This is a genomic window from Nocardia sp. NPDC050713 (assembly GCF_040654315.1).
In the GTDB taxonomy this organism is placed as follows: domain Bacteria; phylum Actinomycetota; class Actinomycetes; order Mycobacteriales; family Mycobacteriaceae; genus Nocardia.
Map to the genome: position 1 here is coordinate 325,644 of NZ_JBFAHS010000004.1, position 22,688 is coordinate 348,331.

At 66.5% G+C, this 22,688-nt stretch carries 20 protein-coding genes and 1 pseudogene; 14 read left to right on the forward strand and 7 right to left on the reverse strand.

The genetic code is table 11. The annotated features are described in order from the left end of the window. Window positions 1-9: 9 nt before the first annotated feature. Both AB0H49_RS10460 and AB0H49_RS10465 read right to left on the reverse strand, forming a co-directional pair. Entirely contained in the window at window positions 10-1,158 is a 1,149-nt protein-coding gene (locus AB0H49_RS10460; protein WP_357249658.1) for a radical SAM protein, read from the reverse strand. Then, window positions 1,155-1,835, reverse strand: a complete 681-nt coding sequence (locus AB0H49_RS10465; RefSeq protein ID WP_357249660.1) for a hypothetical protein — start codon at window positions 1,833-1,835, stop codon at window positions 1,155-1,157. The genes AB0H49_RS10460 and AB0H49_RS10465 overlap by 4 nt, the downstream gene beginning before the upstream one ends. 357 nt (window positions 1,836-2,192) lie before the next feature. Between AB0H49_RS10465 and AB0H49_RS10470 the strand changes: the two genes are divergently transcribed. The 8 genes from AB0H49_RS10470 to AB0H49_RS10505 all read left to right on the forward strand — a co-directional run bounded on the left by AB0H49_RS10470 (window position 2,193) and on the right by AB0H49_RS10505 (window position 10,311). Continuing rightward, window positions 2,193-3,413, forward strand: coding sequence for a helix-turn-helix transcriptional regulator (locus AB0H49_RS10470; RefSeq protein WP_357249663.1), 1,221 nt, complete (start codon window positions 2,193-2,195; stop codon window positions 3,411-3,413). Between the two features lie 5 nt (window positions 3,414-3,418). Beyond that, complete coding sequence (locus AB0H49_RS10475) at window positions 3,419-4,300, forward strand: phosphotransferase (RefSeq protein ID WP_357249666.1); 882 nt, start codon at window positions 3,419-3,421, stop codon at window positions 4,298-4,300. 160 nt (window positions 4,301-4,460) lie between these two features. Further along, window positions 4,461-4,808: a hypothetical protein gene (locus tag AB0H49_RS10480; protein WP_357249668.1), complete on the forward strand. Its 348-nt coding sequence runs from the start codon at window positions 4,461-4,463 to the stop codon at window positions 4,806-4,808. Between the two features lie 41 nt (window positions 4,809-4,849). Beyond that, the gene (locus AB0H49_RS10485) at window positions 4,850-5,731 is read left to right on the forward strand and encodes a glycosyl hydrolase family 32 (protein ID WP_357249670.1); all 882 of its coding nucleotides are present in this window, start codon (window positions 4,850-4,852) and stop codon (window positions 5,729-5,731) included. A 122-nt stretch (window positions 5,732-5,853) separates the two neighbouring features. Further along, window positions 5,854-7,272: an L-fucose/L-arabinose isomerase family protein gene (locus AB0H49_RS10490; protein ID WP_357249673.1), complete on the forward strand. Its 1,419-nt coding sequence runs from the start codon at window positions 5,854-5,856 to the stop codon at window positions 7,270-7,272. Window positions 7,273-7,297: 25 nt separating this feature from the next. Continuing rightward, window positions 7,298-8,782 (forward strand): FGGY-family carbohydrate kinase, encoded by a 1,485-nt coding sequence (locus AB0H49_RS10495; protein WP_357249676.1) that lies wholly within the window; start codon window positions 7,298-7,300, stop codon window positions 8,780-8,782. A 63-nt stretch (window positions 8,783-8,845) separates the two neighbouring features. Then, window positions 8,846-9,298, forward strand: a complete 453-nt coding sequence (locus AB0H49_RS10500) for a thioredoxin domain-containing protein (protein ID WP_357249679.1) — start codon at window positions 8,846-8,848, stop codon at window positions 9,296-9,298. Continuing rightward, window positions 9,295-10,311 (forward strand): glycoside hydrolase family 172 protein, encoded by a 1,017-nt coding sequence (locus AB0H49_RS10505; RefSeq protein WP_357249682.1) that lies wholly within the window; start codon window positions 9,295-9,297, stop codon window positions 10,309-10,311. Before AB0H49_RS10500 ends, AB0H49_RS10505 begins: the two co-directional genes overlap by 4 nt. Here AB0H49_RS10505 and AB0H49_RS10510 read toward each other — a convergent pair. Continuing rightward, window positions 10,302-10,754, reverse strand: coding sequence for a hypothetical protein (locus tag AB0H49_RS10510; RefSeq protein WP_357249685.1), 453 nt, complete (start codon window positions 10,752-10,754; stop codon window positions 10,302-10,304). The two genes, AB0H49_RS10505 and AB0H49_RS10510, sit on opposite strands and share 10 nt — an antisense overlap. A 77-nt stretch (window positions 10,755-10,831) precedes the next feature. Between AB0H49_RS10510 and AB0H49_RS10515 the strand changes: the two genes are divergently transcribed. Beyond that, entirely contained in the window at window positions 10,832-11,836 is a 1,005-nt protein-coding gene (locus AB0H49_RS10515; protein ID WP_357249688.1) for a zinc-dependent alcohol dehydrogenase family protein, read from the forward strand. Beyond that, window positions 11,833-13,230 (forward strand): xylulokinase, encoded by a 1,398-nt coding sequence (gene xylB / locus AB0H49_RS10520; protein WP_355002823.1) that lies wholly within the window; start codon window positions 11,833-11,835, stop codon window positions 13,228-13,230. The genes AB0H49_RS10515 and xylB overlap by 4 nt, the downstream gene beginning before the upstream one ends. 86 nt (window positions 13,231-13,316) lie before the next feature. Here xylB and AB0H49_RS10525 read toward each other — a convergent pair whose 3' ends face one another. Beyond that, window positions 13,317-15,281, reverse strand: a complete 1,965-nt coding sequence (locus tag AB0H49_RS10525) for a tetratricopeptide repeat protein (protein WP_357250072.1) — start codon at window positions 15,279-15,281, stop codon at window positions 13,317-13,319. Between the two features lie 114 nt (window positions 15,282-15,395). After that, a pseudogene (locus AB0H49_RS10530) lies at window positions 15,396-15,680 on the reverse strand (helix-turn-helix transcriptional regulator); the annotation flags it as partial. 314 nt (window positions 15,681-15,994) lie between these two features. On the opposite strand from AB0H49_RS10530, the gene AB0H49_RS10535 reads away from it, so the two are divergent. After that, the gene (locus AB0H49_RS10535; protein WP_357249692.1) at window positions 15,995-17,860 is read left to right on the forward strand and encodes a GMC family oxidoreductase; all 1,866 of its coding nucleotides are present in this window, start codon (window positions 15,995-15,997) and stop codon (window positions 17,858-17,860) included. A 104-nt stretch (window positions 17,861-17,964) separates the two neighbouring features. On the opposite strand, the gene AB0H49_RS10540 is transcribed toward AB0H49_RS10535, so the two are convergent. Further along, complete coding sequence (locus tag AB0H49_RS10540; RefSeq protein ID WP_357249695.1) at window positions 17,965-18,711, reverse strand: hypothetical protein; 747 nt, start codon at window positions 18,709-18,711, stop codon at window positions 17,965-17,967. A gap of 90 nt (window positions 18,712-18,801) precedes the next feature. On the opposite strand from AB0H49_RS10540, the gene AB0H49_RS10545 reads away from it, so the two are divergent. After that, window positions 18,802-19,392, forward strand: coding sequence for a hypothetical protein (locus AB0H49_RS10545; protein ID WP_357249698.1), 591 nt, complete (start codon window positions 18,802-18,804; stop codon window positions 19,390-19,392). Between the two features lie 84 nt (window positions 19,393-19,476). Here the strand turns inward: AB0H49_RS10545 and AB0H49_RS10550 are convergent, their stop codons facing one another. Then, window positions 19,477-20,475 (reverse strand): PHB depolymerase family esterase, encoded by a 999-nt coding sequence (locus AB0H49_RS10550; protein WP_357249701.1) that lies wholly within the window; start codon window positions 20,473-20,475, stop codon window positions 19,477-19,479. A gap of 306 nt (window positions 20,476-20,781) precedes the next feature. On the opposite strand from AB0H49_RS10550, the gene AB0H49_RS10555 reads away from it, so the two are divergent. Together AB0H49_RS10555 and AB0H49_RS10560 are read left to right on the forward strand one after the other, a co-directional pair. Beyond that, window positions 20,782-21,447: a hypothetical protein gene (locus tag AB0H49_RS10555; RefSeq protein WP_357249704.1), complete on the forward strand. Its 666-nt coding sequence runs from the start codon at window positions 20,782-20,784 to the stop codon at window positions 21,445-21,447. Window positions 21,448-21,540: 93 nt separating this feature from the next. Continuing rightward, on the forward strand, window positions 21,541-22,047 hold the full coding sequence (locus AB0H49_RS10560; protein ID WP_357249707.1) for a hypothetical protein: 507 nt from the start codon (window positions 21,541-21,543) through the stop codon (window positions 22,045-22,047). Window positions 22,048-22,688 lie beyond the last annotated feature (641 nt).

The window sequence follows — 22,688 nt, forward strand, 5'->3', positions numbered from 1 at the left end:
GTCTGACTCCTAAGCGGTTTCAGGCTTTGCGTTGGACTTCCACAACCGGCATACGGGCACGATGTCGGGGTAGGTGGCGCAGGAGGATGCGCCCATGACGATCTCCTCTGCCGGGCAGCCGCCCAGGCACGCGGTTTCCTTGCAGCCGCCGCACGAGCCGCCGACCAGCGGCAGAGTGAACAGGTCGAACTCGTTGTTCGCAGTCTCCCGGTTGAGCACTACCTGATCTCCCTGCATCCGCGCGAAGTACATGTCGGTGTCGAACAGGTACGAGCAGACGTAAGCCCTTCCGTCGGGGAAGATGCTGATTCGGTCCAGCGTCCGGCCGATGCAGCCCTGATAGCCCTCGCCTGCATACCGTTCCATTTGGTCGCGACGGGCGTAGGTCGGCTGGAACCAGACCCTCGTCCTGTACTCGGGCGCGGCTTGGCCGAGGCGGTCGCAAAAGGCGACCCATTCCGGCGGCGTCATCGCCATTTCCGGATTCCCGTGGCCCATTCCAATTGTGCTGAACACGTGGTATTTCACGAGTGAGGCGCCGATGTCGTCCGCGATGTCGAGCAGGTTCAGCACGTCCAGCTCGTTGGCTTTGTTGACTGTGCAGATGATGCGCGTGTCGAAGCCACGGTCGCACAGCTCGGCGCTGGTTTCCATCGCGATGTCGAAAGTGCCTTTGCCGCGCACGGTGTCGTGGGTGTCTGCGCTGCCACCGTCGAGGCTGACCTGCACGTAGGCGAAGTCCGACGGCTCGAGTTTCCGGAATTTCTTGCGTGCGGGCTGCTGGGCGTTGGTGGTGGTGATGATGTGGCCGTAGCCGATCTTGCTTGCCGCGCGGATGGAGTCGACGTAGAACGGGTGCAGCGTCGGCTCGCCGCCGAGGATGGTCAGCTTGTCACCGCCCATCTTTCGCCACACCGTGAGCGTGTCGATGATCTGCTGCGGTTGCATTTTCAGGGCCCGGTCCAGCCGCTCACCCATGTAGCAGTGTTCGCATCGAAGTTGGCAGGCTTCGGTGATGTAGAGGTAGACATTCCTGAATCTGCCGTAGGCGATCTTGTCGACACGTTCGGGTTCGGGAGCGGTGAAGTTTCGGGGCATCCGGGCGTGGCCGTAGCGGTCGGCGCGGACGGCCGGGGTCGACAAAGGAATGGAGGTCATGAGATCGGGCTCCTGGAGTTCAGCATTGGTTCGACCAGTCCGACGGCATGGTCCGCAGGGAGAGTGGCGTCGAGGAGGGCGATGTCGACACCGTTGGCTGTGAACGCTGCTCGGATCTTGTCGATGGAACTGTCGAATCGTTTGGTCCGGGCCTCGAGCAGCCTCGGTGCATCGCCACGACGGAAATGAAGAAGCGCACCGCATTTGCCGCAGAGCCAGTCATCGAACAGTGATGGTTTGGCCGGTATGCGGGGGTCGGCAACTGGATCCTTCTCGCAGCGTTGGCACACGCGGCGTTGACGTGCGCGATTGCGCAGAACCTTGCTGTCCGCGTGCAGCTCGAGAGGCTCGACCCTGGCCATCGGCGCGGAGTGTGCAACGGCTTCCAACAGCAGCGATACCTGTCCAGCGGAGCCCGGAAAGTTGTCCATCAGAACGACATCGACATCGCGCTGAACTACGAAATCCAGGTAGGAATGCAGCGCCTGATCGACGATGTCCGTGCCGATCCACCCGAGATGTGCGGCTGTTCCAGCGGTTGCGGCGAGGACATCAGCCGGGACCTGGTCGCGCAATCTGAACGTGTGTCTCCGGGCGCGGTTGCCGAGAGCGAGCGTGAGTGTCGTTTTCCCGACTGCCGGTGGGCCTAGGATTGGTACCACGAGCGCGAGCGCCATGGCGACTCCTTCGTGAGATGTCTTGTTGGACATCTCGACGATCGCGCCAGGCGGTCAAAACTGGTACTGCGGAAGTGAATACAGCTATTCCGCTGTGGAATAGTGCTCTCGCGGCAGAATGGTAGCGTCGAAAAAACCTGTCTCGGGCCTCTACCTCACCAGTTGGAGTGGCAGATAATGGCGCGTTCGACCATGAGTTCACGGAACTGTTCGCGATGCGGGAGCCCGCTGAGCGGGTACAACACCGGAGCGCTGTGCCGATCCTGCGAGACGAGTCGCTCGGTCGTGGAAGCTCCTGATCTCCCGCCGGAGTTTTGGCAGTCGACCCATATGCTCGACGCTCTGGAATCGTGGCATATGGGTCGAGTCGTCTACGCCTATCGCACTCATCCCTATCACGGCACACCGTTGCCGCAGGAGAGCGTCTCCAGCTGGCTCAACATCTCCCAGAGCGCGCTGTCGAAGCTCGAGAAAGGTCCTGCCCCGGAACGACTCCGCCAATTGATCGGGTTCGCGACCGCGTTGAAGATCCCACCCGAGCTGTTGTGGTTCAAACTCCCGGGCCGGTCTAGCCTCGACGAGGTGGACCGACACAGCTTCCTTCGGGCCGCCGCAGCTGTCACCGCCACGGCCGCCATCTCACCCGCCGGCCTTCTGCGGATGCTCGACCACATTCGGGTATCCGAGACTCCGACCAGGGTCGGGCTCGTCGAGATCCGCCAGCTGAGCGCAGCGGCCGATCTCTTCGCAGGTTGGGATGCCACTTACGGCAGCGGCCTCGTGCGCGATGTCGTCGCGGCCCAAGTCCGCACCGCGATTTCCTACCTCAATGCGGAGTGCGCCCCGAAGTACCGGCCCGATCTGCTCCTGGCTGTCGGAGCGCTCACACATACCGCCGCGTTCATGGCGTTCGATGCCTGCGAACATGCCGATGCCACCACGATGTTCGAGGTCGCGCTCGCCTGTGCCGAAGAGGCCGACGCCTGGAACCTGCGAGCCAAAGTACTCAGCTCGATGGGCCGCCACATGATCTGGACCGGCAACATCGAACAAGGCTTGGGCCATATCGACCGCGCGTTCCAGCACTCGGACCGGCTGACGCCAACCGAGCGAGCGATGCTGTTCACCGCGCAAGCACGCGGTCACGCCAAACTCGGGCGCATTCAGGACACCCTCACCGCGGTCGGCCACGCCGACGAGAACTTCGCCAACCGTGAGCCGCGGAACGACCCCAGCTGGATGGCGTACTACGACTCGGCACAACACGCCGGCGATACCGGCCACGCTCTGTTCGACCTGGCAGTTCGCGGCAGCTTCGCCAGTGAAGCCCGGTCGCGGCTCGCGGCTGCAGTGGCGGGTCACGGCGATGAGGCAGTCCGATCGCGAACAATATCGACGATCAAGCTGGCTTCACTGGTGATGGCGACCGGTGACAGGGACGAGGCGGTATCCATAGGCGCCGCAGCGATACAGCGAGCTAGCGCGGTCAAAAGTAAACGGGCAGCGCAGGATATCCAGGAGCTGCGAACGTTCGCACGTCATGTTGGTGTCCAGATCCCCGCGGTCACTGAGCAGTGAGCGGTATGACCCGAACGCCCGATGACACAGTCCGGGCGGCATGTGCGTTGGCCGGGGTCGCGACGACCGGCTTAGCGCCCATCAAAGTTGCCGAGAACGCTACTTACCGGCTGCCCACCGAACAGATCGTCGCCAGAGTAGCCAAGCCCGGCCAGCAGGCCGCCGCACAACGTGAGCTGAAGGTGGCAGCATGGCTCGAATCCTCTGGAGTACCAGCGGTCCGACCTGCGCATACGAAAAGCGATCTCGTTATGGTTGGCGACCGGCCCGTGACGTTCTGGAAGGAGCTACCCGCGCACAAGGGAGGGACTGAGCAGGAGATCGCCGTTGCGCTGCGACAGCTGCATGCATTGCCACCTCCTCCGTTCCTCACCGAGGTCGCGCCGTTCGTGCGACTGTCCGAGCGAATCGACGCTGCGCACACGCTGCCCGACCGAGATCGACATTGGATGCGCGACCACCTGAACGAACTCCGTTCGGGGTGGGAGAATCTTCCGGAAGGGTTGCCCTGGGGACCAATTCACGGCGACGCATGGGAGGGCAATGTAGTCACAACGGTCGACGGGGTGACGCTGTTCGTCGACCTGGAACGCGCTTCCGTCGGCCCGCCGGAATGGGACCTCACCTCCACTGCGATCAAGCACAGTTCATTCGGCTGGATCACCGGCGAGCGGTACGCCGCTTTCCGCGACGCGTACGGACACGATGTCACCAACTGGTCGGGATTCGCGCTACTCCGTGACATTCGTGAGATGCGGATGACGTGCATGGCCGTACAGGTCGCCGGTATGCATCCTGATCATGCACGCCAGGCACAGCACCGCGTCGATTGCCTCCGCGGACGATTTGGCCCCCGTCCTTGGTCTGGATGGGAACCAATCGCCTAGCCCAGCGACCGATGGCGGGAGACAGCGCTCGCACACCACTGCATGTGTTCCTTGCTCGTAGTCCGAAACGATGCTCACCCGTTGACGAGATACTTCGCCGCTTCAGTTCTACGGTGTGGGGAACAATCGAAGTGTTCGAGCTTCGAGGGGCGGGAATATCATGCAAGCCTTCATCATCAGCTTGATCTTCGGTTCGGTGGCGATCGCCTGCGCCTACGCTGCCTCGAAGGGATTCCGGGGAGTCGCCACCAGCCCAACCGAGGGATACGGCGAGGGCATTCCCGATGCCACTCTCGTGGATACGGTGCGCCGCAGGAAAGCCAACAGGCTCGTTGCCTGGTGCGAAACCACTGCGGCGGTCCTATGCGTGCCGCCGGCAGGCTACGCACTCTGGGTCGCCTTCGATCCTGACGGACAGATCCCACTCTCGGTGCTGCTCGGCATGGCGGTCTACTCGATCGCCGTGTTCTCCCTGGCCCACTATCCCTTGGACAAGATCAGGCAGTGAGGCGACCGCGGCAACCGGCCTGTCTGCGGGATCATGGTCGTATGGCGACGCGGGAAGTGGTCCGGGCGGGCCGGTTCACGAACATCTACGACCCGAGCGCGGGTGCGGCGCACCCGTGGTACATCAACGACCACACGATCGTGCGGGATCGCGATGGCGGATGGCACCTGTTCGGCATCACCCACCCCGAGCCCGCCGATCCGTTCCACGAGATCGAGTTCGCGCATGCCACCGCGCCCGATCTGCTCGGCCCGTGGACGAAACAGGAGCCCGCGCTGACGGTCGATCCCGGGTACCACGGCGAGACCCATCTCTGGGCGCCGTACGTGATCCGTTCCGGCGCAACGTACTTCATGTTCTACGCGGCGGGTGGACCGGACCGCACCCGGGCGGCGATCAACCTCGCCACCTCCACCGACCTGGTCCACTGGGAGCGCGCACCCGGCGGGCCGCTGTTCCGCGACGGCTACGACGCCCGCGACCCGATGGTGCTGCGCATCGGCGAGAAGTGGGCCATGTACTACTGCGCGACGAGCGCGCCGGAGGGCGGTCACCACGTGGTCGCCTACCGGCTCAGCACCGACCTGTGGCGCTGGGGCGAGCGGCACATCGCCTACGCCGATCCGACGATCGGCACCGAGGCGGGCAACACCGAGTCGCCGTTCGTGGTGCGCCACGACGACCGCTGGTACCTGTTCATCGGCCCGCGGCCCGGCTACGTCGGCACGGATATCTTCCGCAGCGACAACCCTTTTCGCTTCCGTATCGGCGACAAGATCGGGCACGTGGCCGCGCACGCCGCCGAGGTCGTCCGGCACGCGAACCGCTGGTGGGTCAGCAGCGCGGGCTGGGGACAGGGCGGTGTACACCTGGCGCCGCTCACCTTCCCGCCGCCGCCCGCGGGCATCGCCGTGCCGCGCTGAGCCCGGTGCCTTTGTGACGATCCCGGCTCCGTTACGCCGAAAAGGCGCCGATCCGGCTGGGTCGCCTGGTATCTGTTGAGCGAGTCGACTATCCGCCCACCCACCCGCGGGGAGGTAACGGCATGGCCCGTATCGGCGTGATCAGCATTTCCGACGGCCGCGACTATGTGCACACCGGCATCGCGGACTTCATTCGCACCACCGAGGACCGTCTCGTCGCCGCACTGACCGAGGCGGGCCACGAGGTGGTGCGCGGCGCGGACATCATCAGCGACAACGCGCTGGCCGGATCGGTGGCGCGTGAGGTGGCCGCGGCGGGCGTCGACCTCACCGTGCTGCACTACGCCGTCTGGGCTTTCCCGCACTTCAGCATGCTCGCCGCGGGCGCGACACCCGGTCCACTGCTGTTGCTCTCGAACATCGACCCGGTGCAGCCGGGGATGGTCGGAATGCTCGCGGCGGGCGGTGCGCTCGATCAGATCGGTCGCGCGCACACCCGATTGTGGGGCGACCCGGAGGATGCCGCGCTGATCGAGGCGATCGGGGTGCGCGCCACGGCGGCCGCGGCGGTCTCGGCGTTGCGCGGCAGCACTTTCGGGCGCTTCGGCGGGCGACCGATGGGCATGAACACCGCCGTCGCCAACACCGATCAGTGGCAGCGGCTGTTCGGCATCGACGTCGAGGAGATCGACCAATGGGAGATCGTGCGCCGGGCCGAGCGCGCCGACGCCGGTGAGGCCAAGGCCGCGCGGGAGTGGCTGGAACGCCACGCCACCGTGCACTACGACGGCGCGAAACTCACCCCGGAACTGCTGGAGCGACAGATCCGCTCGTACCTGGCCGTGCGTGAGCTGATCGCGCAGTGGCGGCTGGATTTCTCCGGGATCAAGGGCCAGCCGGAGCTCACCCAGTACTTCGCGACGATGGACGTCACCGAGGCGTTCCTCAACGACCCCTACGACTGGAACGGCCCCAAGGAGACCCACGTCTGCGCCACCGAGGCCGACATGGACGGCGCGCTCACCATGCAACTGCTCAAGCACCTCGCGCGGACCCCCGTGCTGTTCGCCGACGTCCGGCACTATCACGCCGATCGCGACATCTGGGACCTGTGCAATTCCGGTCAGCACGCGACCTGGTTCGCCGCCCGCAGCGCCGATCCGGCGGAGAACCTCGCCCGGGTGCACCTCTATCCGGAGGTGTTCTTCTTCCCGGCGGGCGGCGCGTCGGTGCACCACCTCGCCGCGCCGGGCACGATGACTCTGGCCCGGCTGACCCGCAAGGACGGCGACTACCGAATGCAGCTGATGCTCGGCGAGTTCGAGACCTACGACGAGCAGACCAACGAATCGCTGATGAAACAGTCCACCAGGGAGTGGCCGCACGCGTTCGCCCGGCTCGACGCGCGCGCCGAGGATTTCCTGTCCCACTTCGGCGCCAACCACATTCACGGTGTGCCGGGCGACCACCGTGCGGCGGTGCGTGCGACCTGTGAGTTGCTCGGCGTCACGCTCGACGAGTTCACCCGCGACCCGCGATGACCGCGCCCGGTCACCAGGAAGGGTGGTGAGCGTGTTCCTCGGCATCGATATCGGCACCTCGGCCTCCAAGGGCGTGCTGGTGCGCGCGGACGGCACGGTGGTCGCGAGAGCCGAGCGCGCCCATGCCGTCTCGACGCCGCGTCCGGGGTGGGTGGAGCACGACGCGGAGACGGTGTGGTGGTCGGATTTCATCGCGATCACCACCGAACTGGTGGCGGCGGGCGTGACCGGCATCGACGGTCTCGCGGTGTCCGGCATCGGGCCGTGCATGCTGCCCGCCGACGGCGCCGGAAATCCGTTGCGGCCTGCCGTCCTCTACGGCGTCGACACCCGCGCAACGGCCGAAATAGCCGAACTGACCGCGGAATTCGGCGCGGACGCCGTGCTGGAGCGAGCCGGTTCGCCGCTGACGAGTCAGGCGGTCGGACCCAAACTCCGCTGGCTGAGGCGGCACGAACCGCAAGTGGCCGACCGGACCGAGCTGCTGCTGATGGCGAGTTCCTTTCTCGTGCACCGCCTCACGGGCCGATACGTGCTCGATCACCAATCCGCCAGCCAGTGCGTGCCGCTCTACGATCTACGCAAGCGGGAGTGGGCGGCGGACTGGGCCGAGGCGGTCGCGCCCGGATTGGCGCTGCCCGAACTGGCCTGGCCCACCGAGATCGTCGGCCGGGTGAGCACGGCGGCCGCCGCGGCGACGGGCCTGCCCGCGGGTCTTCCGGTCACCACCGGAACCATCGACGCCTGGGCCGAAGCCGAGAGCGTCGGCGTGCGCGCGCCCGGCGACGCCATGATCATGTACGGCACCACCATGTTCCTGGTGCAGGTGCTGACCGAGCCGGTCCCGCATCCGGGCCTCTGGGGAACCTGTGGAACATGGCCGGGCACATACACTCTCGCGGCGGGCATGGCCACCTCCGGCGCGGTCACCGAATGGCTGCGCGATCTGGTCGGCGGCGACTACACCGAGCTGGTGACCGAGGCCGCAGCGGTGCCCGCGGGCAGCCGCGGGCTGCTGGCGCTCCCCTATTTCGCGGGCGAGCGCACCCCGCTGTTCGATCCCGACGCGCGCGGCGTCGTGGCGGGGCTGACGTTGCGCCACGGCCGCGCCGAGTTGTACCGCGCGGCGCTGGAGTCGATCGCCTACGGCGTCCGGCACAACCTGGAGGCGATGACCGAGGCGGGCGGGCAGGCGCGGCGGCTGGTCGCCGTCGGCGGCGGCACCAAGGGCGGACTGTGGACGCGGATCGTCTCCGAGGTCACCGGACTGCCCCAGCAGCTGCCCGCCGACACCGTCGGCGCGTGCCTGGGCGACGCCATGCTGGCTGCCACCGCGGCCGGTCTCGACACCTCGGCGTGGAACCCGGTGGCCGACACCGTCGTCCCTGATCCGGCGCGCACCGCCGGCTACGAGCCGTACTACCGGCGCTATCGCGAGCTCTACACCGCGACGGCCGAGATCGCGCATTTCCTGGCGGCCGAGCAACGCCGGGCGCACCCTCCTTCCTGATCCTCGGACGTCGTGCCAGGATGCATGAGGCAGAACCGGCAGGGAGGACCCGAATTGCCCACAGTGACCTTGACAGAGCAGAACTTTCACCAAGTCGTCAACGGCAACCACATCGTGCTGATCGACTGGTGGGCGGGCTGGTGCGGCCCGTGCCGCCACTTCGCGCCCGTGTACGAGGCGTCGTCCGATCAGCATCCCGACATCGTGCACGGCAAGGTCGACACCGAGGCCGAAGTGGCGCTGACCGCGATGGCGCAGGTCGACCGGTATCCGACGCTGATGGCCTTCCGCGAGGGCCTGCTGGTGTACTCCGAGGCCGGGTTCCTGCCCGCCGCCGATCTCGAGGAGGTCGTGCAGCAGGTGCGCTGGCTGGACATGGATCAGGTCCGCCGCGAGATGGCCGCGCAAGGCGCCGTCCCGCAGCAGGCCGAGCCCATGGCGGCGTCCGTGGGCGGATCCGCCCGCATGGCCGGACCGGCGCGCGGACCCGTCCAGTACGGCTGGCCCGGGCTGTGACCGCGGCCGGGTCGCCATCGGAATTGTGGCGGCTCGATGCCGCGCGTACCCGGTCGATCAGCGCGGAGAATCCCACCGGCGCGCCCGGCATGGGGGCCCGCGCGACCGATGGCACCGGCGCACACGCCGCCCGTGATCTGGGCGTCGGATGGAAGGTCTCGCCGTCGATCCTGCTCGAGCCCGGCGACACCGCGATCCTGGCCGACGTGCCCGGCCCGGGAGTGATTCGCCACTTCTGGCTGACGACCGACCGCACCGCACTGCGCGAGCTGACCCTGCGTATGCACTGGGACGACGCGGCGCGACCCGCCGTCCGGCTGCCGCTCGGCGACTTCTTCTGCAACGCGTGGGACGAGCTCGCACTGGTGAACTCGGAGATGATCGTGGTTGCCCCGGCGGGCGGCCTGAACAGCTACTGGCCCATGCCTTTTCGCCGAGGCGCGCGGATCACGTTGCACAACGGCTCCGACCGGGCGGTGCCCGTCTACTACCAGATCACCTACACCGAAGAGGACGTGCCCGACGAGGCCGGTTACCTGCACACCACGTGGCGCAGCAGCGCACCGCTGGGGAACCCCGCAGTGCACACCATCCTCGACGGCGTCACCGGGCGCGGGCGTTACGTGGGCACCTATCTCGCCATCCGGCCCGGCGACCCGGGGTGGTGGGGCGAGGGCGAGCTGAAGTTCTACCTCGACGGCGACACCGACCACCCGAGCATCTGCGGCACCGGCACCGAGGACTACTTCGGCGGCGCGTGGAACTTCGACATCGACGGCCGCTACCGCACCTACTCGACGCCGTATCTCGGCCTGCCCCAGGTGCTTCCGCCCGACCGATGCTACGAGGCCGACCAGCGGTTCGGCATGTACCGGTGGCACGTGCGCGACCCGATCTGCTTCCACAGCGAGCTGCGCGTCACCGTGCAGGCGCTCGGCTGGTCGGATCCGGGGACCTACCTGCCGCTGGAACGCGCCGAGATCGCCACCACCGCATGGTGGTATCAGGACTGATCCAGCGCGGCGGCGTCCAGATCGCCCATCAGCTCGTCGGCGCGCGCCAGCGCCAGATCCAGTCCCGCCCCGAGGTCGTCGAGCATCGTCAAACCGCCGAGCAGCTCGGATAATTCGCTGCGCACCCGTTCGAGTTCCTCGATCGCCGGATCGACCGGAGACCAGACCGCGGCCTCGGACCATCCCGGAGCGTCGTCGAGCCAGGCGCACAGCAGGTCGCGGACCAGACAGTGATCGGAGGTGTAGAGCTCGAAGCTGCGCGGATCTTCACCGCCGCGGTGTTGGAGTTCGTATATTCCGTCGGGTAGGCGGCGGGCCCGGATCCAGTCTCCTGTGCCCCTGGCGAGTTCCAGGAACGGATGCTGGGGAACCGCCGCGCCGAACTCGGTCCGAACCTGGGTCGGGTCGGGATCGTCGGCTGGTCGACTCGGGTCCTCACGCACCGGGTCAGTCTGCCCGATCGCGAGCGCGAATACGCGAAATGCGACGCCGCACGACCCTCCGGGTGCAAGGTAGAGGGATGCGCGCGGTGGTCATCGAGACGCCAGGTCGTTGTTCCGTGCAGACCGTTCCGGATCCGGTCCCCGGTCCCGGCGCGGTGGTGGTGCGTGTCGCCGCGGTGGGTATCTGCGGCACCGACGCGCACATCGTGGACGGCGAGTTCCCGCCGACGCCGTATCCGATCGTGCCGGGGCACGAGTTCGCGGGCGAGGTGGTCGCCGTCGGCAACGAGGTGGTGGGCGTCGCGACGGGCGATCGGGTCGCGGTGGATCCCTCGCTGTTCTGCGGGGCTTGCCACTACTGCGCGATCGGCCGCGGCAATCTGTGCGAGCGCTGGGGCGCGATCGGCGACACGGTGGACGGGGCGATGGCCGAGTACGTCGCGGTGCCCGCCGCCAACTGCCACCGACTGCCGGACTCGGTCTCGCTGAGCCACGGCGCGCTGGTGGAGCCGCTGTCCTGCGCGGTGCACGCCTTCGACGTGCTGCCGCGTGCGCTCGGCGCCCACTATCTGCTCTACGGCGCGGGCACGATGGGGCTGTTGATGCTCCAGTTGGCGCGGGTGGCGGGCGCGGCGTCGGTGTCGGTCGTCGATCTGAACACCGCGCGGCTCACCGTGGCCGAGAAACTCGGCGCGGACGCGGTCGGGACCGAGGCCGAGAGCTTCGACCGTCCGCAGGGATGGGAGGTCGTCATCGACTGCACCGGCGCGATCCCCGCGATCGAGGACGGCTTGACCAGGGTCCGGCGCGGCGGGGTGTATCAGCAGTTCGGCGTCGCGCCCGGCGCGGCGACCGCCGCCTTCTCCCCGTTCCGCGTCTACAACGACGAGATCACCATCGTCGGTTCGATGGCGGTGCTGCACAGTTTCGGACGAGCGGTGGAGTTGATGGCCAAGGGCGTGATCGACGCCGACACCATGATCACCCACGGCTTCGCGCTCGACGAATTCGCCGACGCGCTCACGGCTTTCCGCGAGGGCGTGGGTCGCAAGATCCAGATCCGGCCGGACCGGTCCGGATGACGCGGGTGGCCGGGGTGGACAGCTCCACCCAGTCGTGCAAGATCGTCGTCTGCGACGCGGCGACCGGTGCGGTGCTCGAGCGAGGTACCGCACCGCATCCCGACGGCACCGCGGTGCCCGCCGAGGCCTGGTGGGACGCGCTGCGCGCCGCGGGCGACGGGCTGCTCGATCGGGTCGACGCGATCGCGGTGGCCGGGCAACAGCACGGCATGGTGGCGCTGGACGCCGACGGCGTGCCGCTCCGAGACGCGCTGCTGTGGAACGATATTCGCTCGGCAGCGGCGGCCGAGGACCTCGTTCGCGAGTTCGGCGGTCCGAGCGCGTGGGCCGATGCCGTGGGCAGCGTGCCGGTCGCCGCGTTCACCGTCACGAAGTTGCGCTGGTTCGCCGATCACGAACCCGATCTGGCCGACCGGGCCCGGCGAATCCTGCTGCCGCACGACTATCTGACCTGGCGGCTGCGTGGCCGCGACGCCGAACCCGTCACCGACCGCGGCGACGCCTCGGGCACCGGCTACTGGTCGCCCGCGGCGGAGAGCTACCGAGAAGATCTGGTATCTCTCGCTTTTCGTGAGCGCACACCGCTGCTGCCGAGGGTGCTCGGGCCCGCCGAATCCGCGGGCCGCACCGCCGCGGGCACACTGGTCGCGGCGGGCACCGGCGACAATGCAGGTGCCGCACTGGGATTGGGACTCGAACCGGGCGACGTCGTGATGTCCCTCGGCACCAGCGGCACCGTCTACGCGCGCGGCAGCGCTCCCAGCGCCGACCCCTCCGGAGCCATCGCGGGGTTCGCCGACGCGACCGGTTCGTTCCTCCCGCTGGTCTGCACGCTCAACGCGGCGCGCGTGCTCACCGCCTCCGCGCGACTTCTCGGTGTCGACCTGGCCGGACTGGAAGCCCTTGCGGCCCAGGCTCCCCCGGGGGCCGATGGACTCGTCCTGCTCCCCTACCTCACGGGCGAACGCACCCCGAACCTGCCGCACGCGGCGGGCAGTCTGCACGGTCTGCGTCCACGCACCATGCATCCCTGGCACCTGGCCCGCGCCACCTACGAGGGCATGCTCTGCAACCTGGCCGACGCCCTCGACCGCCTCGTCGCCACCGGCATCGCACCGCGCCGCATCCTCCTCATCGGCGGCGCCGCCCGCTCCTCCCTCGTCCGCGCGATCGCCGCGCAGATCCTCGGCCGTCCCATCACGATCCCCGAACCCGAGGAATACGTCGCCCTCGGCGCGGCCCGCCAAGCCGCCTGGGCCCTCGCGGGCACGCCCGCTCCTCCGCGGTGGCCGAGCCGCAGGGCCGTGGAAATCCACGTCTCCGCGGCGGGCGCGGCCACGGGGCAGGCCATCCGCGACACTTATGCCCGCGCCAGGGACGCCCTCTACGGTTGAGCGGTGCCCAGGGCCAAGTCGCGCCGCGCCCCTGTCCAATTCGTCGGACACAACACAAGGCCTGCACTTTCACGCACCCCCTGGAGTCAACTCGTTTCCGGGTAGTGCACGGACATCTCATCCAGGTGAGCTCGGACTTCCACGGCACCGGGAAGGTCGAGGTCGTCCAGCAGCGTCAGCGCAGACGACCAGTGTGCGTAAGCCTCGCCCCGCCGTCCCTGAACGATCGCCGTATCGCCGAGTCCGCGGAAGGCACGGGCCTCCTCGGCGCAGCTGCCACACATCCGGGCGACGCCTGCGGCCTCATGGAACCGAGCTTCCGCCGCGTCGACATCGTCGGACCGAAGATGCACCTCCGCGAGGGTATTGAGGGCCATTGCCAGATCGAGATCCAGCCCGAGAGAACGAAATTCGGCGATCGCCGATTCGAGATGGCTGGACGCCTCCGGCATGCGGCGCAGGGACGCCAGAGATCCGGCGATCTCACGCAGCATGATCGCCGCGTTTCGGCGCAGTGACGTCCGGCGGTATACCGCCAGCGCAGTCCTGCCCTTGTCGACCGAGGCGACGTAGTCCCCTTCCAGGTGGTGGATCCACGCCTGATGCCCCAGGGTGTGGCTGGCGCTCACCTCGTCGTCGAGTTCGGTGAAGAGCTCGAGCGCCAGCTCGTACTGGTGGGACGCCGGTTCCAGGTCCCCGCGCATCGCGTAGGCCAGTCCGAGGTTGTTCCGGGTGGTTGCCTCCCACCAGATGTTTCCGGAGCGGCGCGCGCATTCGAGTGCGTACTCGTGGGTCGAGATCCACGGTTCGAAGCGGCAAGTGAGGAAGAAGTATCCGCGCAGGATATGCGCCAAGTGCCAACAGTACTCGTCGTCGCAGCGTTCGAATGCCGAGCGGACCAACGAGACCAACGCGGTCTCCTCTTCTTCGAACCATTCGAGCGCCGACGTCGCGTCGGCCATCGGGCTCACCCGCTCGAAGCGGTGCAAGTGGTCGGGCAACGGCATCCGATTGCGGTGCGGCGCGACGACGCTGTCCGCGGCATCGGCGAGACCGATATAGAGCTCGGTGAGTCGCCTCGACGCAGCATCACGCTCGTCCGACGACACCGCGGCCGCCAACTCGTGGGTGCCCAAATCACGAAGCAAATCGTGCATACCGTAGCGCTCCCCGCCGCCAGGTGTCAGAAGGTGCACGTCCCACAGCTTGTCGAGTTGGCGCTCGGCCTCGACTACCGAGGTATCGCCGAGGGCCGCCACCGCCGCCGGTGTGAACCTTTGCCCGGGATGCAACGACAGGAGCCGGAACGTGCGGCGTTCCGGCTCGCCCAGCTCTCCGAGCGCGGCGCGCAGAACCACATCCACGCTCCGCTCCCCGTCCGTCAGCGCGCGAAGACCACCGGGTCGCGCTGTGAGGTGTTCACGCACGCCGCTCAGACCGAGATGCGGCTTACGCCGATACATCCCTGCCGCAACGTGAATCGCGAGCGGCAGATCGCCGCATCGCTCGACGACCTGCTCGACATCACGATCATCGCGCGGCTCACCCGCCGGATTCTCCGGCGGCACCAATTCCCGCAACAGATTCTGTGCGTCGTGGCGTTGCAGCGGAGGGAGGTCGATGTGCAGAGCCGCATCCAGAGCCGCGAGCCGGTGGCGAGTGGTGATGATCACCGCGCACTCGGGTGCGGACGGGATGGCTTGTTCGACCTGATCGGTGCTTCTGACATTGTCCAGCACCAACAGAATTCGTTTCCCTCGCATCCGCCCCTGGTAGAGCGCCGCGCGTTCGGCCATGGTCGCGGGCATCGTCTTGCAGTCGACCTGCAGGTGGCGAAGGAGCCACTCCAAGAGGTCTTCGCCGCGCGTCGGTCTCAGGCCGACCGTATCGCCGCCGAGATCCCGGTAGACGCAACCGTCTGGGAACGTCGAAGACAGTTCGTGGGCCGCGCGAAGAGCAACAGCAGTTTTGCCGACGCCCGCCATACCTCGGACGACGCCGACTCGCGCCGTCCTTTCCCGACGTTCTCTCGGCGACAGCGCCGCGATCATCGCGGATACCTCGGTGTCGCGACCGACGAGCAGAGGGGCCGGTGGTAAGCCGAGTTCCGCGAGTGACACCGTCCGTGCGGCGCTGACCGGTGGCTGCGGAATCGCTTCGAGCAAGGCGCCGCCGGTGCGGAGCACTTTCTCGCACGCCGCGGCGAACTCCGGGGAAACCGGTCGCTTGCCCGCCTCGATGCGGCTGACAACCGACTTGTCGCGATGGATGAGTTCGCCGAGCTTCTCCTGGGAAATCCCCCGCCGCTCACGCCACCGTTTGAGTTCGAGACCGAATGCCTGGCGTGGCGTCGGCGTCGCAGGACCGGCATCTCCCGATAGCGGCTTTCGGGGCGTGCTGCCACCTGTTTCGCGCCGTGACGATGTTGCGCGTTGCGGTTCGACTGGCATAGCGCAACCCCTCCTGTTCGCCGTCCGCACTACTCAAAATTGGCAGTTGCCAAGCGCATCCATTGTCGCCAACCGATCAGCGGCGGCCAAGACCCGAAGGGGAGCAGAGCAGTGCGAACAACGATCGACGCGTTACGACGGCGGGGTAGCTGCACCGTAAGTAGCGGTGTAGACGGAAAGTACCTTCTCGGTCGAATCACCGCGCTGCTGGCCGGATTGGTTCTCGCCGTGGGGATGGTGCTGGCCGCGAGCCCGGAGGCAGCTGCTCAGCCGCACCCGACCCCCGCGGCACCGGTCGCCTGGCAGCCGAATGGATGCAGTTCCCCCTTGGGGGACAGGCCTTTCGGTGGACCGAGCTTTCGTTCTGCCTGCAACCAGCACGACGCGTGCTATCACTACCATTCCGCCGACTTCTTCACATGCAACGACCGCTTCGAACGGGACATGCTGCGAATCTGCGGCAACAACAGCGGATGCCGCTTCTGGGCTTTCGCCTACTCGGGCTCGGTCAAGACCCTCGGGTGGCCCTTCTACGCCTGCCGCTGCGATCCGGCCATCTGGCCCCACCAACGGTAGCCAGGCCCGCAAAACGCTTCTCGCACCATTCTTTTCATCGAGACGGACAGCTGAACATGGTCGAATCCTCTGCACGCGCGAAGTTCGATGTGGTCGTCGTCGGTAGCGGATTCGGCGGAGCAATGGTCGCGTATCGGCTGATCAACGCTGGTGCACGGGTACTGATGATCGAGCGAGGCGACTGGGTCGACCGAGGCCCGGCCTCCTGGCGACACGAGGCAACGCTCGAGATGACACCGAGCTACGCGATGGACATCCCGTATCGCTGCGAACGTGGCGGGCACGGTACGAGAATCGGCAGCTACGCATGCGTTGGAGGGCCGTCGGTGTACTACGGCTGCGTCGCGATACGGTTTCGTGAGAAGGACTTCACCGGCGATCCCGAGATCGTGTCGACCTCCGCTGCCGCATGGCCATTCGACTACGACTGCATCGAGCCGTTCTACGGGGAGGCCGAGGAACTGTTCGGCGTCAGCGGCGACGACCGCGGAGACCTGACCGCGCCGCGACGGTCACGACCGTTCCCCCATTCCCCCGGTCGACTGGCGCCCATTTCGAGGCAATTGGCGGACGCGTCCGGCTCGATGGGCCTTTCACCGTTCCGTCTGCCGCTCGCGATCAACTACACAGCGACGACAACACAGGCCGGCTGCATAGCCTGCCGGACCTGCGACACCTACGCGTGCGCGATCTCTGCGAAGAACGACGTCGCGACGAGGATCATCGCGCCGCTGCTGCAGCGTGGGCTGACGTTGTGGACCAGAAGTGTCGCTGTCCGCTTGGTCGCGGACCGTGACCGGGTGCGACACGCCCTGGTGGTGCACCGCGACAAGCCCGAACGAGTCGCCGTCGAGGCCGACCGATTCGTACTCGCCGCAGGCGCTCTGGGCTCGCCTCATCTCGTGCTGGCATCGGAACTCGACAAGTTGTCACCGGCGCGTGCCGCCGTCGGCCGCTATCTGATGCGCCACGCGAACGCCATGGTCTATGGAGTGTTTCCACGACGTCCCGACCCGGAGCGCCGCTTCCACAAGCAACTCGCATTGCACGACTGGTACTTCGGCGATCCGAACGCCGCACGGCCGTTGGCCAAACTCGGCAGCGTCCAACAGATCATGACCCCGCCGCGACCACTCGTTCGGGCGTATCTTCCGGTGGGGACGAAGCGCGTGCTCGGCGCTATGACCGAACAGTTGACCGGTCTGCTGTGTATCGCCGAGGATCAACCGCGCCGGGAGAACGGCGTCCGCGTCGACTGGGCCACGCGGGACATCTACGGGTTGCCTCAGCTCGTCATCGATACGAGCTACTCGCCGCGCGACGAGCTCGCCCTCGGCACGCTTACCAGGCGGGCCCGCGCAGTGCTCGAGAAGACGGGCGCGACTTTCTCCTATACACACCGGGTGCGTACGTTCTCGCATGCCGTCGGCACGCTGCGTATGGGAATCGACCCGAAGACATCGCCGCTCGATGAGCACTGCAAATTCCGCGGTCTGGCGAACCTTTGGGTGACCGACAGCAGCTCTCTGCCCATGTCGGCGGGAGTGAACCCCAGTCTGACGATCACCGCGAACGCGCTGCGCTCTGCGCAGTCGATCGTCTGACGTACCGAGCCGGCCACAACAACGACGCCCGTATTCGTCGGAGTGTTCAGTGGCCGGTCGCGTTGTGGTCCGGTCGGCGAGCCGAGTAATACATTGCCACCGGATCAGTGCGACTCGAAATGGATCAACCGACCACCCTGCAGGTAGCCGTTGTTGAAATGCGCGGAGAACACCATCAGCGTCACGACGCTCTTGCGGATCGCCTTCTTCTGTCGACGGTCGAAACCCTTCTCACCGATCCTGTCCAAGAACAACTGCGGCGCAGCTCCCGTACCGTACGTGGTGAGGCCAGCGAAACAAAAGAGCCGTTTCTTCGAATTCGCCGACCAGGCATTGCGCGAGCATATGACGACACAGAGATCACGAGTCGGGCGCCCGTCGACGAACTCGTGTCGATAATTCACTTCGGAGAAACCACCGATTCGTACCGTGCTGTTCGAAGCATCGATCGAAACCAGCGACGCGAGGCTCGGCCAAGTCAAGACATTGCGTGCACACTCGTTGGCATCCGGCCCGCCGAGCACGACCAGATCGTGATCACATTGACTGGCCAGCCGCGCGGACATTTCTACTCGAAAGTCCTTGCGCGGATACCATTTTCCCAAGGCCGTGCCCACAGCGGCCAAGCCGCGAACCTCCCCTTCGGGGGCCAGCGTTCTGTGCGCGGCCGAAGTACCCCACCTCGACGGCGCGCTCGCGCCGGTCGTGCAGACGATATCGACGCGGCACTTTTGACTGGAGTCGAAATCGATGAGCCTTCGCACACCGAAACCGCGAATCACCCGCTCGTAGAGAAGGGCGAGTACGGGCTGAAGACCAATGAATCCGAGGATAACCCCCAGGATCTCCAATACACACCTCCGCTGGACACCGACCGCGCGGCGATGGTAAAGTTTTTACCCACAATGCGTGACACAACTCAGGCGATCAATGTATGCGCTATGCCCGATGCGCATACAGCGGACAAGATCCTCGATCTTGCCCAATCACTGAACGCAGCTGGGCAACTTTTTCACGTCGATGGTACATCCCGCCATCCGCATCTGACAATATTCATGTCCCAGTTCGCAACGACGAATATCGACTCCTATCTCGATCACCTGAACAGATTGTCGATCGAGGGCCCTGTGCACGCTTCCGCCTTCGGCCTCACATTGTCCGCGAACGGATACCTGGAAATCGGGTACAACAAGTCGACGATTCTGGAATCACTGCAACGTCGAGTCGCAGAGGTCGCGAACGGCCTCTGGACGCCGAGCGGGGATCCGGAAGAATCCGGGGCCTCGGAGCTGGAGAACCGCTATGAACGGACAGCCGGGTACAAGTTGTTCGGTGATCTATACCGACCGCATATCACGTTGGCCGCCTACGCCCGCGTCCCCGAGTTGACTTTTCCGCCGCTCCGGGACTTCCGAGCGTTCGACTTCCGCTTCGACGAGCTCGTCGTGGGCCGAACCGATCAGTACGGCAGCGTGATAGCGGTCATCGATCGAATTCCGCTGCGATCCAAGCGATTCGGATACGGACCCTGATCGAATCGGTGCCCAGGCCGCTCCATCTCCGAAGCACTGACTCCCTGGACTTTCCGAAACGCTGGACGCATCGGGCCGTTGCCCTCAGCAGGCCTTCTGGGGACCGGTGAGTCGGTGTGCCATAAGGAAGTTCATCATCCGGCGCTGCAAGGTGAGTCCCGACGGTGACTGCATGAGCAGACCGCCGCCGATATGGTCCGGTCCGAGGGGTGTGACGAATTGTGCTAGCTCACAGTCGCTTTCGATGTAGTGCTCGATGGTCGCGGGGACCGGATCCGCGGTGGTGGTGACCGCGGTCGGCGTGTCGGCGAGGGTGAGGTTGCCCGCCAGCCGGTCGGCGCCGAGCCACTGCAGGATGTTGGCACGGCCGATCGGGTAGAGGCTGGTCTGATCCGCGAGGTCTTGCAGGAAGAAGGCCGGGACCGGGCGGGCCCGCGGGCCCATCGACGCGACGATGGTGGCGCCGGTGAGATCCGCTCCGGGCGGCTGCAGGCTCATGCCGTGCGGTCCACCCGCCATCGGGGCGATGGCGGCGTACAGATCCGGATACGCGGCCGCCATGACGGTGCTCATACCGCCGCCCGCGGAGTAGCCGCCGACGTAGACGCGGGCGCGGTCGATCCCGAACTCCTGGATCAGGGTTTCGGTGATGCCGGCGACGATCGAGGGCTCACCGGTGTCGCGCTCCTGGTTGGCGGGATCGAACCAATTCCAGCACCAGCGTTCGTTGGCCTCCCTGGTCTGGATCGGGTACGCGAGGACGAAACCGAGCTCGTCGGCGATCCTGGTCAGCGAGAAGCCGTTGTCGGCCAATTGCGCTTCGGGGTCGGTGCAGCCGTGCAGGTAGATCATCAGGGGTTTGCCTGCCGTGTCACCCGGCGGCACGTGCAGGTAGTAGCTGCGGGTGCCCGCCGCGTTGGTGTAGCTGCGTTCGCTGACATCGGCCGCGTACGCGCGTGGACTACCCAGCGTTGCCAGACTCGAGGCCAGGAGCAGGACGGCGATCATGGCCGCCAGCCGATTCCGAGAGATGACGCGGTCGATCAACTGCACTCCCCACACGAAAGCACCAACGACTCGCACCTCGGGCGATCCTTCGATGCGGGATCGGGCTCTGCCGAGCACCGGCTCCATCTGAAGGATAACCACTCCAAATGGGGCGGCCCGTGATCGGCGGGCCACGTCACCGGAACGAGTAACCGTTCCATTGCCCAGCCACCGATTTTCCGCGCCGAACCCACATCGGCCGCGTCGGCCGCAACGCCGCCCGAGAGCTTATACCTGGCCGTGGCGATTGCACGTTGCCCCGAAAACTACGGTCTCCTTGCGAATTCGAGGAAGTACCCTGCCCGGGTACGCTGCAGTGGCAGAGCGAGGAGAAGAGTGCGGATGACGTGGGTGGGTAGGCGGTTGCGGGCGGCGATGGGTGTGCTGCTGACCGCGGTGGCGCTGGTGCTGGTGCTGGCGTCGTGTACGTCGAAGGAATCGGACTCCGGTGCGTCGGCGTCGAGCACGGTGACCAAGTCCGCGGTGAGCGCGACGAAGACGGAGACGCCGACGAGTTCGACTGCGGCGCCGGGCAATCCGGGCGGAGTGCAGGGCCAAGACGGACCGCAGACGGGGTCCGGCAGCCCGGGGCAGATGCAGCCCAACGCCAACTCACCGCAGCCGAACGCACCGGGCACGGACAACTGTGGCGCGATCTACTGTGGCGCGCCCGGCACAGACAACTGCAGTACCGAGAACTGCGGCAACATCGGCGGCACCGACAACTGCGGCGCCATCTACTGCGGCGCACCCGGCACAGACAACTGCAGCACCGAGAACTGCGGCACGGGCGACTACGTGGAGTGCACGAACCGGATCGACTACGCGGGCGATCCCCGATCGAACGACGAGATCAACAGCATCGGCGTGCGAGAAGGCAAGTGCCCCGACCCGATTCGCCCCACCCCGAGCCCAACGGCGACCACGACGCAGCCGCCCACGACCACGTCCGAGGCGCCCACATCGTCTGCCACGCCGACGGTCACAACCACCACGGCGACACAGTGAACGCGCGCACTCGATAGCCCGCGGCGGGTCTACCCGGCGAGTTCCGACGCTGGCCGACGTCAGCGCCGCTCGAGGGCACCGGATGATGACATCATGGACGCTACGCAGATCACCGATGCCCTGGATGACATGTTCGATCAGGCCATCGTCTTCCACGGATTTACCGACTACATGCGTGACTACGACGTCTTCTTCTACGCCACCGCCGACCCTCGGACCGGCATACGGCCCGAGTATCTGCGGTACCGGTTCAAGTACTGCGTTCGTGCGACGGTCGATTCCGCTGTGCCGCCGGATGTTTGGGCGTGCTCACTCGACGAGCGCCTGCTCGACCATGAAACCGGTCGTGACCTCGATGGTTACGTCTGGGGCGTCCGATGGCAATGCCTCTACCCGGGTGCCGAGCTGGTGCGCGATTCCGTGGAAGCCGCAGCATGGTCGGCTCGACTCGGCTTGCCCTTCTACGAGGTGCGGATCGAGACGAACGGACACAACCTCACCGTGGTCTTCGCGGACCTTCAGGTCGATTCCGTCGAAGCGGGACTCGCGCCCTTCGTTGTGCCGGATGAGGACAGCACCGATGCGGAATCCCGGCAATGACGTTCGTGCCTGCCGCGAATCGTCGGCGTCACTGGAGTGCGGCGAGAACTGCGTCCACGCGCCCTGAGAGCGGGCCGGTCAGTTCGACAACAGGAAGCGACTCACACAGCTGCAGCGGATCGGCAGCCCCCGGCACTCGGTTGCACTGCGATTGCTGGACGGGTCTGGCAGCTGTTCGAAACAAGTAGTCGATTACTCGCGTCGGCGTGTCGCGAGCGGCGAAGGCTTGACCTCGAGCACGGATCGAGCATGGACGATCCGGGTTGCGGAGGTGGTGATGACAAGCGGGGCGCGAGCGTTCCTCGTCGCCGTGACGGCGGCGGGGGCGATCGGGGTCGGTCTGGCGCCGACGGCTGCGGCGACGCCCACTACCGACGCGCCCGTATCGCCGACGGAACAGTCCGGATGCTGTGAAACCTCCCCTGTCGAAACCTCCCCTGTCCCGCCGACGAGTTCTACCTCGGTCGTACCTCCGCCCACGTCGACGATCCCGCCGACGACTTCCGATCCTGTCTACGATCCGACTCTGACGGCGCCCGCGACCGCCGAGCGCGGCACCCAGATCTTCGTGCAGGGTTCCGGCTGGCCTTGTGCAGCGGTGCGCGTCTCCCCGAGCTGGTCCGAATCGGTGGACACGCAGG

Coding starts and splice junctions, on each gene's coding strand:
- AB0H49_RS10460 (WP_357249658.1), bottom strand. CDS start 1,158: ATGACCTCCATTCCTTTGTCGACCCCGGCCGTCCGCGCCGACCGCTAC.
- AB0H49_RS10465 (WP_357249660.1), bottom strand. CDS start 1,835: ATGGCGCTCGCGCTCGTGGTACCAATCCTAGGCCCACCGGCAGTCGGG.
- AB0H49_RS10470 (WP_357249663.1), top strand. CDS start 2,193: ATGGGTCGAGTCGTCTACGCCTATCGCACTCATCCCTATCACGGCACA.
- AB0H49_RS10475 (WP_357249666.1), top strand. CDS start 3,419: ATGACCCGAACGCCCGATGACACAGTCCGGGCGGCATGTGCGTTGGCC.
- AB0H49_RS10480 (WP_357249668.1), top strand. CDS start 4,461: ATGCAAGCCTTCATCATCAGCTTGATCTTCGGTTCGGTGGCGATCGCC.
- AB0H49_RS10485 (WP_357249670.1), top strand. CDS start 4,850: ATGGCGACGCGGGAAGTGGTCCGGGCGGGCCGGTTCACGAACATCTAC.
- AB0H49_RS10490 (WP_357249673.1), top strand. CDS start 5,854: ATGGCCCGTATCGGCGTGATCAGCATTTCCGACGGCCGCGACTATGTG.
- AB0H49_RS10515 (WP_357249688.1), top strand. CDS start 10,832: ATGCGCGCGGTGGTCATCGAGACGCCAGGTCGTTGTTCCGTGCAGACC.
- xylB (WP_355002823.1), top strand. CDS start 11,833: ATGACGCGGGTGGCCGGGGTGGACAGCTCCACCCAGTCGTGCAAGATC.
- AB0H49_RS10525 (WP_357250072.1), bottom strand. CDS start 15,281: ATGATCGCGGCGCTGTCGCCGAGAGAACGTCGGGAAAGGACGGCGCGA.
- AB0H49_RS10535 (WP_357249692.1), top strand. CDS start 15,995: ATGCAGTTCCCCCTTGGGGGACAGGCCTTTCGGTGGACCGAGCTTTCG.
- AB0H49_RS10545 (WP_357249698.1), top strand. CDS start 18,802: ATGCCCGATGCGCATACAGCGGACAAGATCCTCGATCTTGCCCAATCA.
- AB0H49_RS10555 (WP_357249704.1), top strand. CDS start 20,782: ATGACGTGGGTGGGTAGGCGGTTGCGGGCGGCGATGGGTGTGCTGCTG.
- AB0H49_RS10560 (WP_357249707.1), top strand. CDS start 21,541: ATGGACGCTACGCAGATCACCGATGCCCTGGATGACATGTTCGATCAG.